The organism is Paenibacillus sp. FSL H7-0716, assembly GCF_038002705.1.
GTDB lineage: Bacteria > Bacillota > Bacilli > Paenibacillales > Paenibacillaceae > Paenibacillus_AQ > Paenibacillus_AQ odorifer.
Genome location: NZ_JBBODA010000003.1, coordinates 221,764 through 235,671, shown reverse-complemented (window position 1 = coordinate 235,671; position 13,908 = coordinate 221,764). Strand labels below are relative to the sequence as shown.

The window sequence follows — 13,908 nt, the reverse complement described above, 5'->3', positions numbered from 1 at the left end:
ACGCCCACATACAATAAGGATGACCATGAACCCGTAAGGCAAACAGATCGGTTTCATTGTACAAGTGCGGGAGGTGTCGCCAAGTTGCCTGGATTCTTAAGCACGATTGCGTTGCTGATCAAAGAACTGACGCTGCTGGTATCATACGTAAGGAATAATGCATTTCCACAACCGCTCTCGGAGCAGGAGGAAAGCCGATACTTAGGGATGATGGCTGAGGGAGATGCCAAGGCCCGCAATTTGTTGATTGAGCATAATTTGCGGCTCGTTGCCCATATAGTGAAAAAATTCGATAATACCGGCGAAGACATGGAGGATTTAATCTCCATCGGAACAATTGGCTTGATTAAAGCTATCGAGAGCTACCGCCCGAACAAAGGCACAAAGCTGGCCACTTTTGCTGCCCGTTGTATCGAAAACGAAATTCTGATGCACCTAAGATCCTTGAAGAAGACTCGTAAAGATGTATCTCTGCACGATCCGATTGGGACAGACAAGGAAGGTAATGAAATTACTTTGATCGATATCCTTGGCTCCGAGGCCGATGATGTCATTAAAGAAGTCGATCTTAAGATCGAGAAGAGCAAGATATATCGGAATCTGGATATACTGGATGATCGGGAAAAAGAAGTTGTGGTGGGTAGGTTTGGGCTGGATACAGGTGGAGAAGAGCGGACGCAGCGGGAGATTGCTAAGGAGCTAGGGATCTCGCGGAGTTATGTGTCGCGGATAGAGAAGAGGGCGCTGATGAAGCTTTATCATGAGTTTTATAAGGCGAAGCGCTAGGATTTTAGATAATAACTAAAGATTCACTATAGATTTTATTAAAAGCGACTTGCCAACAAGGGAGTTGCTTTTTTGTTCTGTTATGTGGTTCTAGATGAATAAAAACAAGTGGTTTTGGAATAACAGACGGACTTCAATTGAAGGCTTAGATGAAGAATATCGGGAACTTGGAGAGTTTGGACTTGTGACCAGCGAGGACTAAGAGAAAATATGTCGACAAAACAGGTAGAGCGAGCGGTGAAGTAGAAGAAAGAAGTGCTAAAAAGTGCTCGAAGATCTGGATGCAAGACATGAGACAGAATGGTATGAAAAGATTGAGAGATCAGAAATGAAGAACCTTGATGATAAGAGACTGATAAAGAAGGTCTACGAGCAATACAATAGGGTCAGTAAATATCTTATCTAGGTCCTTAATTTTCAAAAGTGTTGAATTGAAAATTATAACTAAATATTAATTGACTTAGTTCAACTCCTTATAGTTAGTATGTTACAATCTGGAAAGGTATCGTTTCCAGTCTGTCATAATACACTAAATCTATTGCAGAGGTATAAGTTACTTTTACATAGATAGTATATTTCTCAGTGATAGAGCTTTTATACCAATCTACTAAGGGAATTGAAAACGCTGATATCTCTTGACTACGATTCTATAGAAAACAAGGTGTTCCTGAGATGACTTTGAAGAAAAGGATTTTTTTCATTTATTTAATAAGTTCGTTGATTCCGTTTGTTTTTATCAGCTTGATCTCATATTATACGATCAATTCGATTCTAACAAATAAACTTGAAACAGGTATCCAAAGTAATCTTAAGCAAGTGACCTTATCCTTGGATAACTCGCTCAGTAGCCTTAATCACATCTCGCAACAGTTTGCTTACGAAGGCACCATCCTGAAAGAACTGGATGAGCTAATGCGAACGGAGGAACCGTTTCGTCGGATGAAATTGCAGCATCAGTTCAAAAGTAAATTGAATTTGATCACCTTCACTAATCCGGAGATCGGCCTTGCAATGTACTATTTTGATAAAGATCAAACCTATCATTTCACCAATTTCCCAGTAAAGTATAGTTTTTCTCCCAACAAACTGCCTCTTTTTGCCCAATCTTATGGCATTACTTACTACGGGCCGCACGAAAGTTTTAACCGGCTTGATAATGAATACGTATTGTCTGTACTTAGAAAAGTGAATTTTCCCGGACGGGATGATGTGTATGTCTATATTGAATCAGGATTTCAATTATTGAAAAACATGCTTGATAATGAGGAGGCACAAAACAACTCTTCACGCTTGATTCTTCTGGATGCGGAGGGGAGGATCATATACAGTGAAGTTCCACGTCTGTTCAAGAGTGGAACATTTTTCCCTGAATCTGACAAAGGAAAAAATTCCGGCCATAGCAACGATTATTACTGGTTCCAACAAAAGAGTAAGCAAGGTTGGAGCGCAATTTCAGTTTTTGCGGAAGCGGATTTCAACCGGGAAAAGAACAGGTGGTTCCTTCAAATTTCTCTATTCTCTTTAGTGTTCCTTAGCGTGGCATTAATCATGGCCTGGGTCTTGTGGAAAATGGTCTACAGGCCGCTTAATTTGTTCCATAACGAAATCAAGATGATGACGCACGCCGAGCATCAAGTGACTCTTAAGTCAACGAAGATCCCGGAATTCGACAGTTTACTGCGACAATTTCAAAATATGAAGAAAAACATTTGGGAATTGTTCGGCGAAGTTAAGGAAAAAGAAAAGCAACGCGTTGATCTGGAAGTGGAAAAGCTGCTCTACCAAATCAACCCCCATTTTTTGATGAATACCTTAGATACCGCACACTGGCTGGCGGTTATGAACGGTCAGCATGAAATTGACCGCCTCATCCAGGCTTTGAATAAATTATTATATTATAATCTGGGGAAATTAGGCCGTCCTTCTACCATTGAGGAAGAGATTAATGCTATTAAGCAGTATTTGACGCTGCAGCAAATTCGATATGATTTTCAATTCGATGTCCGTATCCAGGTTGACGAAGTCTTGCTAAAAAAAGAGGTACCCCGGTTTATCCTTCAACCGCTCGTTGAGAATTCCCTGTACCATGGGCTTGACGATGAAGGATACATCCTGGTTATTGTCAGGCTGAACCAAGGTATAGAGATTGCCGTACATGACAATGGAGTGGGAATGTCCGATGAACATATTCAAAAACTGTTGACCAACAAGACATCAGAGCAACAGAAGTCAGGGATGGGAATCGGAATGAATTACGTTAAACGGACGATTGAATCCCGTTATGGTCAGCTGGCCAAGCTGGAGATTAAAAGCGAACCAGGCAAAGGAACTAGTATTTTCCTAACGCTACCGCTAGAAGAGGAGAGAGTATAAACATGATTAAGGTACTTGTTGTGGATGATGACAAATTGGTCCGTAAAGGACTAATTTCAATGATGCCATGGCAGGAATTTGATATGAAGGTTGTTGGTGAGGCGAGCAATGGGGAAAAGGCCCTCCAGTTTTTAGAGTCTCATTCTGTTGATTTAGTATTGACTGACTTAGGCATGCCAGTCATGTCGGGCATTGAGTTAATGCGGGTTTTACGCAAACGTTATTCAGAACTTCACGTTGTCGTACTTACGGTGCATCAGGATTTTGAATATGTGCAAGAGGCGCTTCGGCTTGGGGCTATAGATTATATTTCCAAGGTCGATCTAGATTTAGAGAAGGAGCAGCTTGAAGACATGCTCGGAAGAATTGCCGACAGAATACAAGGGCAAGCACGTCAAGGAATAGTCCACCAAGATGGGGCATTGGAGCAAGGATATTCCGTCGTGGTTCTTGATCACAAGGATTTAAAAGACTGGGCCGAGGAATTGAAATATATCCCTGATATCAAGGTGGTTGAAGTGGATCGAAACAACTGGTTAGTGCTTGCTTTAAATGGAAATGAGCGCGATCTATTTGATGAACTATCAAAACGTATCCGTTTGTTGCAGAACGTTGTGCTAATTCAATTGTCGGATCTGCAACAATTCACATTGACTCAAGTTCAGCGATGGGTTAGAAGCTTTACGGAAAAAGAGTTATTCTATGAATATAATCCCGACAACACGATTCTGTCGGTGTGCATTAATAAGAATTATGACGATCTGTATGAACAGAATCGGGGAGTAGGAGATCAACTGGAAGAGCCGAAGGAACTGTTGTTGTCTGGGGAGTGGCTTTACGATAATGTATTGTTCCAGCGGCTATTAATACAATTAAAGATGCTTCGTATACCGCAAACGCGACTGATCGGTTTATTATATTCTTTTGTTAACGAATGGAACAGAGCTTTTGCCGGAACGGTGTTTGGAAAGATCAAGCTTGATGAGACACTTCATTCCTGGTTTCAGATTGAGCGTTGGCTGGAGGATACCCGCACAATGATTCGGTACACAGCGCTTCAAACTAATTACTCCCCGGAGATTGTCAACTGTGTGCTGAAAGCGGAGAAAAAGGTGCGGATGAGATTAGATCAACCGTTGACCTCTGCCGAGGTGGCGAAAGAAATGAATATGAGCCGGAGTTATTTTAGTCAGTGCTTTAAAGATATCATTGGACGTACTTTCAAGGATTACGTTCGTGAATTACGGATGGAAAAGGCGAAGCAGTATCTGGTGCATACGAACAATACGATTCAATGGATTGCTGAGCATACTGGATATACGGATGAAAAATATTTCAGCCGCACCTTTCGCGATTTAACCGGACTACTTCCGAGTGAATATCGGGTTCGTAAACGTATTCCCCAATAAATCGTTGTGTTTAAGGAGGACCGCATGCTGAAAAGAAGTTTAATGATTCTGTTACTCATATCGCTAATATTATCTGTATCCGCTTGCAGTCAGAACAAAACCGATATCATCAAGGAAAGGGGGGAGGATCCAGCGTTCGAGAAATACGAAGTACCGACTACGCTGAATATCGTAATGGGAGTTGATCCCAACTACAAGTCATATACAGGGGAAACCCCCGCTAATAATCCGTGGATTAAGACAATTAAAGCCAAGTTGAATGTGAATATCCATATCGACTGGTTTGCTACACATGAGAATATGGATCAAAGAATTGACTTGGCGATTTCCAGTAATGTGCTTCCTGATGCAATGGTGGTTTCTCCCTATCAATTTAATCAAATGGTTGAGGCGGATGAACTGGAGGATCTGACAAAAGCTTATGAGGAGTACGCCTCACCGATCATGAAACGCATTATTGAAGGCACTAACGCGGGACTAAAGGAAGACGTTATGATAAACGGAAAAATGCTTGCTTTACCTTCAGCTAATCCTGAAGATTTTAGCATGATGTGGATACGGAAAGATTGGCTGGACAGATTGGGATTGGCACCTCCATCCACAATGAAAGAATTGGAGAGTGTAGCGAAGGCGTTTGTTGAACAAGATCCTGATGGCAATGGGCAAAAGGACACAATCGGCATTGCCGCTGGAACTTCCCTTTATGACGAATACAATGCAGGGCCAGGAAGTTTTAACCTGAATCCAATATTCTCTGCCTATGATTCATACCCGGGTTTTTGGCTGAAAGGTAAGAACGGAATGCCAGTTTACGGATCGATTCAGCCGGAAACCCGAACTGCGCTGGCCGCACTTCGTGAGCTGTATGTCAAGGGGCTGATTGATCGTGAAATGGGAATCCGTGAGACGGAGGCGGAGGTCGTGATCGAGGGTAAGGCAGGCATATTCTTCGCTCCTTCCTTCGGGGGAGATTGGCCAATCCCGGAAGCGCTGAAGAATAATCCGCGGGCGAACTGGCAGGCTTACGCCTTGCCACTTGATATCGAAGGCAAATTTAATGTGAAGATATTCCGGCCGACGCAATCTTATATTGTTGTGCGCAAGGGCTATGAACATCCTGAGGCTATTATCAAAATTGCGAACTTGACATTGAGAGACAGGGAGAAATATGGGGATGTTTTTCAACCTTTACAGAATATGCTCGTACCACGGGATGAAGTTGCCTTTTCGGTAAGAGCTATTCAAGACGTGATGGCCGGAAGGCAGGAGGCGGGCAATTTTCAGGGGAAGGAAGAGTATCCGATGCTGGCAAGTGATCTGGAAACTATTTATAATGTCAAACGGCCTCCTTACGATAACACCGATATTCAATATTGGAATCTACGGGACGGTAATTTCAGACGTGCCTATTCCTTGCTGGTCGGAGGAAAGAACCTGTATGATCCGAATTTGAATAAGGTTTACAGCATCTACAATGAAGGCAGGAATTCTTTCGCGAAACAATGGAAGTATCTTGCGGATGAGGAGATGGATGTGTTTACACAAATCATTATGGGGGTGGTTCCGCTGGAAACGTTCGATCAGTGGGTCCAAAATTGGAAGCTCCAGGGAGGCGAGCAGATTACCGATGGGATTGCAAAGGCAATATCTCCTTAAGAGGATCTGAAGGTAGACATACGTCGCTCATCAGGAGGGGGAATGTCGTCTGGCACTAATCATTTATCCACCTTATCTCGGGACGGATTCCTATCTTAGGAATCCGTCCTTTCCTTGTATCCTTAATATATAGGAATCGAATTGAATTGAAAGCGATTGCAAAGCTGTTTTGCGGCTGCAGCAGTATTCCTTTATTAATATGAGAGGTGTTTAAATGGATGAAATTGCATCTGGCGAAAGTGAAACACTCCCGAATTTTGCTGGCCTGCTTCATGACGCTCGCAGTATCTGGATGCAGGCCGATCAGTGAAATTTACGCTGTGCAAGTGGTAAGTCAAGGAGGGGTGAAGGCTTTAACAACAGATAAGGCCAACTATAAACCCGGTGAATCTGTGAGCTTCTCCCTCCAGTTGAGTTCGCCGGCGCCTAAGGCGGAGCTGATCATCCAGTACCGGCATTTAGGTGAGAAGATTGGCAGTCAAAAGGTGAAAACGGATGAAGGTCAGGCCTCCTGGAGCTGGACTCCACCCAAGGAAGACTATAAAGGATACATGGTGGAAGTTTTTGTGTCCCGAGATTACAAGATTACAGATCAGATGAATATTGCGGTTGACGTTTCCTCGGATTGGAGCAAATTTCCGCGTTATGGTTACTTGTCTGATTTCCCGAGTATGGGTCAGGGACAAGTGGAGAAAGTCATTGAACGCTTGAACAGATTCCATATTAATGGAATCCAATTCTACGATTGGCAATACAAGCATCATGACCCGATCAAAACCTTTGACGGCAAACCTGCGAAAGAATGGGAGGATATCGCGAGCAGGAAGATTTCCTTCAATACAGTGAAAAGCTATATCAATCTGGCCCATAGCCGAAATATGAAGGCCATGAATTATAATCTCATTTTTGGCGCTTATGAGGATGCGGCCAAAGATGGGGTCAGTAAGGAATGGGGGTTGTTTAAAGACCGCGACCTAACTGATCAGGATAAGCATCCACTTCCGGGCTGGATCAGTGATATTATGCTGTATGACCCGAGCAATCCTGAATGGCAGAGCTATCTGATTGCGAAAGAAAAGGGAGTGCTTGAGCACTTGCCGTTCGACGGATGGCATGTTGATCAATTGGGAGACCGGGGAACGCTTTATAATTCGGAGGGGCAGATCGTCAAGCTTCCGCAAGCTTACGTTTCATTTCTAAAAGCAGCTAAAAAAGAGCTGGACGTCGATTATGTCATGAATGCGGTTGATCAGTACGGACAAGGATTACTGGCGGCATTGGCACCTGTTGATTTTCTCTATACAGAGGTCTGGTCCTATCCTGAATATGGGGATCTGAAAGAGGTTATTGACAGCAATAACCGCGCCGGCAGAAATAAATTAAATACGGTCCTAGCTGCTTATATGAACTATGAGCATTCCAAATCCGGACAGGGAATGTTCAATACACCGGGCGTGCTGCTGACGGATGCAGTGATATTTGCATCGGGCGGGTCTCATCTGGAGCTTGGGGAAAATATGCTGTCAAATGAATATTTCCCCAACAAAAATTTGTCTGTGCCGCCTGAGCTTGAAGCACAGCTGATTCGTTACTACGACTTCCTCACAGCTTACCAAAACATTTTACGGGACGGGCTGAAGAATTTGGAGCTTAAGGTCTCCGGGTCGGCAGACGTTGAAATCAAACCGGAACCTGAACAAGGGAGAATTTGGTCGTTCACAAAGCACAAGGCTGATACTGATATTATTCATTTCATCAATTTCATCGGTGCGACAACGATGGAGTGGAAGGACAATCAGGCGAAGCAAGCTGAACCGCCCGAGCTTGAAAAGGTGGACGTTGTCTTCCCTGCGAAACGGAAGGTAAGCAAAGTCATGTTTGCTTCCCCTGATTATTATCAGGGCTCCCCAATCATACTAAAATTTGAGCAGAAGGATGGAAACGTATTCCTGCAACTGCCGAAACTAAAATACTGGGATCTAATCACCGTCGAATACGAATGATGGAGCTTAAGCTTCAACGAAATCAATATGCAAATTATGGAGGGTCTTATGAAAAAGAGAATAACTGTTGTTTCTTCAATCATGTTAGTTTTCTCACTTCTGCTATCCGCTTGCTCCGGTAACGCTAACACGAACTCGGCAAATGTAAACAACTCGGAAGTCTATGGTGGAAATAATCAGAATACAGAAGGCCAGGAAGCCGAAACGAACTGGACAGACGAGGATGGAAACGGCGTAGCTGACTGGCAGGAAAAGCAAATTGAACTGGATTATGCCATGCGCTTCTACGGTGAAAATGATGATACGAACCCCATGTTCTTGAACATCCGCAAATTCATGGAGAAGTATCCGAACATCACGGTTGCCCGTGATTCCCAGTTCGCCATTGAGCAGTCAGATACGGATGAACTCGAAATTCTGACGGCGAGAGCGATGGAGGGAACGCTGCCCGATATTTTCTATTCGCCGCTGGCCGCCGAATCCTATGACCGTGAGCTTACGCTTGATTTAACATCCTATCTTGACAAAGACCCGGAGTCCAAATGGATTTCTGAAAATGCGAAAAGTTTTATGACCACGTATGACGGGAAGGGGATTTATGGGATTCCGTTCCAGTCTGTGTCCGAATTCCCTGCAGTAAACCTGAATCTGCTGAAGGAAAATAATATCGCTATACCGCCTTACAACTGGACCTATGCAGATTATGAACACCTGCGTTCGGAGGTCGCCAAACTTACTCCGAATAATCCGGTGTTCCCGGGAGGCATCGGTTTTATCGACCATGGCCCACACTATTTTGACGGTATTCCAAACGGCTGGAAAGGGTTTAACTCCGAAACCAAGAGATTTGATTTCGCGAACAGCAAGAAATACGGTATGTGGCTAGACCAGTTCGCAAAGGAAGATAAGCAAGGCTTATGGTTCTGGGATTTGCCGGAAGATGTCCGGAAGAAGAAGGTTGGCGAATCTACCAACCCTTGGGCAGACGGTTTGGAAGCGGTCGGAAACTTCTGGCTGTATTCACTGAGTACGGATGTGAATGAAATGATCAAAACCCGGAAAATGGATATCGATATTTACCCGATGCCGACTGCACCTGAGAGGGGCATCACGGATCTGCATGGATATTATGACACATTAAGCTTGTCCAGCGCACTGGATGAAGATCCGGTCAAAGCTGAAGCAGCCTATCAATTGCTTAAATGGCTGACCTACGGTGAAGAGGGGTTGAAATCCCGCTGGGAATTGATCGACGAGTATATGGGTCTTCCCGAAGATGCGCCAATACGGGCGGAGGATCAGCTGATGGACTTCATTCAGGGCTGGCCGGTTACGACCAATCCTGAAGTCTTGAAGAACCACCCCCTGGTTAAGGGCTTCCCGGAAGATAGTGAATTGGCCATCTTTAACTTCCAGGCATTCCAGAATGTCGACTTCCAGCAAATGCTGTCCAATCCGGTGCCTTACCCGAGACAGCTTCCGGGCGTCGTTAAAGCTTATGATACCTTGAACCCGTGGGAAATCAGAAATCAGATCAGAGACAAAGGCAAAAAGTACAGTGATGTCGCAGCGGAATGGGATTCAATGATGAACAAAACGCTTGATGATTACCTGGGCGAGTATAACGCTAAATAAAACAAACACTGCAATACCCATAACTACCGGTTAGGCGGAATCCGATCGGTAGTTATGGTCACTTTAGTAAAACTTGACGATGTAAGGTTGTGATCAAGTGCAAACCAAGGGAAAAATCGGGTATGTAATAGCCGGTTTTGGATTCATTGCAGTGGCTGCCGGAGTACTTGCCGTCAGCTTAACGGATAACGATGCCCGAACCGTGTTGTCGCAAGCCGAATCTCAACGGAGCATAGCGGCTGTCGAGGCCTATATGACCAACAAAAGCGGTGACAGTAACTACTACAATGTTCTCAAACAGTGGACCAAAGACCAGGTTGCTGCTCCGATACTGCCTGAGAGCATTCCAATGAAGCTTGTCAAGGGCGGGCAAATCTATAGTTCTTCGCGAAGTGAAGGCTATGGCGGCGATGTCCTTTACGCTGCACCAAAGGATGTTCTGACTTATGAAGTAGAGGTCCAGGACGAGGGTCTGTATGAAATTTGGCTCGACGACTATATTTTAGAGCAGTCTACTTTAAACCCTGAGCTCCAGGTAGAGATCAACGGCAAGAAGCAGTATAACGAAATGAATGAGCTGAAGCTCGCAATAGATTGGAAAACACAGAATACGGAGCACAAGGTTGACCGTTACGGGGACGAACTGACTCCCAAGTCGGTGATCTCTGCGTCCTGGCGGTATGAAGGACTTTCTGATCCTAACTTCTTTTATACGGAGCCCATGAAATTCCATTTGAACAAAGGCAAAAATCTCATTTCGTTCACGCTGAAGGAGGGATATGTGCTGATCGGGAAGGCGTGGTTGAACAATACGGCCAGTCCCGAGCTTTCTTATAATGAATATGCGGCGGCACATGGGGCAGAGAAGCCGGTTTCAGAACCTGTTGTGACGATTGAAGCCGAAGATATCGCCGTGAAAAGCAGACAAAGCATTCGGGCCAAATATGTCCGTAATTCGAGCATTACTCCCTATTCATACAAACACCGGCTGTTGAATGTGCTGGATGGTTATTCGTTCGGAGAAAGCGGTGACAAGGTCTCTTATCCGCTTGAGGTTAAGGAAAGCGGCTTCTATCATCTGACCTTCAAGTATTCCCAAGATACCAATAACGGGATGCCGACACACCGGCGTATTGAAATTGACGGAGAAGTTCCCTTCAGTGAACTGAAGTCTTATTCATTTGACTATTCCAGCGGCTGGACGAATGCAACTCTTCAGGATGAACAAGGTGTTCCTTATGAAATATATCTGGAAAAAGGGAAACATACCCTGTCGCTGTCCATTGATAATACTCGGATAAGAGATATTTATCATGAACTGCTCAAAACGGCTGAGATGATTGATTCCACAAGCCAAAGCGTTAACCGCTTGACAGGAGGGCTTGTCGATAAACAGAGGAAATGGAATATACAAAAATATATTCCTGAAATCTCAACCTATCTGGAAGGAATTTCTGCAAAGCTTGAGGAGCAGAAGCTCGCCCTGATCGAAGAGACAGGTAATAGGGATTTACCTGCGCTGTCACAGCTTGAAGTAGCCAAGCAATTGGTGGAGGAATTTATTGGGGATTCGAATGAGCTGCCCCATTACATGGGCAAATTTATGGGCGACCAATCCTCCGCTTACGGACGGATTAAATCGGTCCTGCCTATGCTGGTGTATAATCCGATGCATCTGGACAAGATCTATGTTGGCAACAGCGAGGAATTGCCCAAGGCAGATTCCGGCTTGCTTACAAGCTCTGTCGAGAATGTTAAAGCTTTCTTCTATTCCTTTGGCAATCCCCGGTATGCAAAGGCCGGAGAGATAGATGATGACACGGTTGAGATTTGGGTCAATCAGTCCAGATTGTATGTAGAAATTATGCAGCGGATGATCGATGAGGAGTTTACGCCTGCTACTGGAATCAAGATCAATCTGTCCATATTGCCGGACGAAAACAAGATCGTGCTCTCCAATGCGGCTAACAGCACCCCTGATGCAGCGATGGGTGTCAGCTTTGGCAAACCCTTTGAATTGGCCATTCGGGGAATTATTGAGGATTTAAGGGGTTACGACGGTTTTTACAAATTGGCTGAAGAGTTCCATCCTGGAGCATTTATTCCTTTTATTTACGATGAAGGTGTTTATGCATTTCCGGAAACTCAGGATGTCAAGCTGTTATTCTACCGGAAGGATATCCTAAAATTTCTGGGTGAAGAGCCTCCGCAGACCTGGGAGGATGTAGCGGGCCTTGTCCCAATGCTGCAGAAATATGATATGAACTTCTATACTCCGCTGGGATCAAATAATTCCTTTAAGGGATTCGATACCACGACGCCATTTCTATACCAGTTTGGCGGGCAATTGTACGATGAAACCGGAAGTAAGACCGCCATCAACAAAGAAGGCGCCTACAAGGGTTTTGAATTCATGACAGACCTATTCACGGTCTATAACGTGCCGATTACAACCTCAGAATTCTTCCAAAACTTCAGAAACGGGAAGGCACCAGTAGGAATTGGCGATGCTAATACCTACATTCAATTGAAGTATGCTGCACCGGATCTTGCAGGACAATGGGGAGTTCTTCCGATTCCGGGTGTCAGAAATGATGCGGGTGTAATTGAACGCTGGGATCCTACGTACGGCTCCTCCAGCATCATTTTTAAGAACAGTGACAAGAAAAAGTCGGCTTGGGAGTTTATCAGGTGGTGGGAAAGCGCAAATGTGCAAAGTGATTTCTCTTACAATATCAAATCGACCCTGGGAGAGAAGTTCCTCTATATGACTGCGAATTTGAAGGGCTTTGCCGACAGTGCATGGCCTTCCGATTCGAAGGACGCGATCATGGAGCAGTGGGAATGGATTCAAGCGACCGGGAAGGTCCCGGGCGATTACGTGGTGGAACGTGAGATCAGCAATGCATGGAATGCGGTCGTCTTTAGTAAGCAAAATCCGCGAACGGCTCTGGATAATGCGGTCAAAACCATCAACCGGGAGCTTGAAAGGAAGCTGAAGGAATTTGGGTACATTGCTGACGGGAAATTGGTCAAACCCTATAAGGTTCCGACCATTGATAATGTAGAGAATTGGGTGAGAGAAAATGGAAAGTAGCACCCCGATTAACCGGAGATTGAAGCCTGGCCTGAGCGGAAAAACCGAAAGCCGCTTTAAACGCGTAGCAGATTCTCCTTATCTGTTCATCATGCCTTATGCCATATTGTTTTTGTTGTTGATTGTACTTCCGGTAGTCATTGCCGCGGCGATGTCATTTACGTACTTTAATACAGTTGAATTCCCTAGATTTGTCGGGTTCCGGAATTACATCGACTTGTTTACAGGTGATACGGTGTTTCTCCAGAATGCGGTGCCGAATACGCTGCTGTACGGCATTATCGTAGGGCCCTTCGGATACATGCTGGCTTTTATGCTGGCATGGATGCTGTCCCAGGTGACTCACAGAATGAGAACCCTGTATACCGTTATTATCTATTCTCCTTCCATAACAGGCCCTGTCATGATGGCGGTTGTATGGAAAGTGCTGTTCAGCGGAGATCAGGCCGGCTATCTAAACTACTGGCTGCTGAAGCTGAACATCGTCCGGGAGCCGGTGCAATGGTTGCAGTCTCCGGAGCTGCTGATGCCGATCATGATATTTATCGCGCTTTGGGGAAGCATGGGTGTAGGCTTTCTGGCGATGCTGGCTGGTCTGCTCAATATTGACAGGACAATGTACGAGGCTGCTTATATTGATGGCATCCGCAACCGTTGGCAGGAGATATTCTACATTACGATTCCGTCCATGAAGCCGCAAATGCTGTTCGGTGCAGTGATGGCTATTATCGGCACATTTAATGCAGCGGGGATGGCCGCTACACTTAGCGGAGGGACACCGCCCCCCCAATACGTTGGATGGCTGATCGTTGACCATGCCAACGATTTCGGTTTTGTCCGTTATGAGATGGGCTATGCCTCTGCGGTTACTGTAGCTTTGTTATGCATTGTTATTTTATTCAACAAGGTCAGCTACAAGCTGTTCGGAGAATAAATAAATAGTGTTTAT

The 13,908-nt window shown here is 44.8% G+C and carries 8 protein-coding genes; all 8 read left to right on the top strand.

The annotated features are described in order from the left end of the window. Positions 1-84 precede the first annotated feature (84 nt). The 8 genes from sigK (at position 85) to MHH60_RS05735 (ending at position 13,893) form a co-directional block, all read left to right on the top strand. Positions 85-786 (top strand): RNA polymerase sporulation sigma factor SigK, encoded by a 702-nt coding sequence (gene sigK, locus MHH60_RS05770; RefSeq protein WP_036675850.1) that lies wholly within the window; start codon positions 85-87, stop codon positions 784-786. A gap of 717 nt (positions 787-1,503) precedes the next feature. Then, positions 1,504-3,159 (top strand): sensor histidine kinase, encoded by a 1,656-nt coding sequence (locus MHH60_RS05765; protein WP_306082147.1) that lies wholly within the window; start codon positions 1,504-1,506, stop codon positions 3,157-3,159. 2 nt (positions 3,160-3,161) lie between these two features. Further along, positions 3,162-4,568: a response regulator transcription factor gene (locus tag MHH60_RS05760; RefSeq protein ID WP_076136308.1), complete on the top strand. Its 1,407-nt coding sequence runs from the start codon at positions 3,162-3,164 to the stop codon at positions 4,566-4,568. 24 nt (positions 4,569-4,592) lie between these two features. Continuing rightward, the gene (locus MHH60_RS05755) at positions 4,593-6,224 is read left to right on the top strand and encodes an extracellular solute-binding protein (protein WP_076136310.1); all 1,632 of its coding nucleotides are present in this window, start codon (positions 4,593-4,595) and stop codon (positions 6,222-6,224) included. Between the two features lie 218 nt (positions 6,225-6,442). Then, entirely contained in the window at positions 6,443-8,227 is a 1,785-nt protein-coding gene (locus tag MHH60_RS05750; protein ID WP_076136312.1) for a glycoside hydrolase family 66 protein, read from the top strand. A 48-nt stretch (positions 8,228-8,275) separates the two neighbouring features. Continuing rightward, on the top strand, positions 8,276-9,862 hold the full coding sequence (locus MHH60_RS05745) for an ABC transporter substrate-binding protein (RefSeq protein WP_076136314.1): 1,587 nt from the start codon (positions 8,276-8,278) through the stop codon (positions 9,860-9,862). A 97-nt stretch (positions 9,863-9,959) separates the two neighbouring features. Beyond that, positions 9,960-12,959, top strand: a complete 3,000-nt coding sequence (locus tag MHH60_RS05740; protein ID WP_076136316.1) for an extracellular solute-binding protein — start codon at positions 9,960-9,962, stop codon at positions 12,957-12,959. Beyond that, positions 12,949-13,893 carry a carbohydrate ABC transporter permease gene (locus MHH60_RS05735; protein ID WP_076119311.1) on the top strand — a complete coding sequence of 315 codons (945 nt, stop codon included), beginning with the start codon at positions 12,949-12,951 and terminating at the stop codon, positions 13,891-13,893. The genes MHH60_RS05740 and MHH60_RS05735 overlap by 11 nt, the downstream gene beginning before the upstream one ends. The last annotated feature ends 15 nt before the right edge of the window (positions 13,894-13,908 follow it).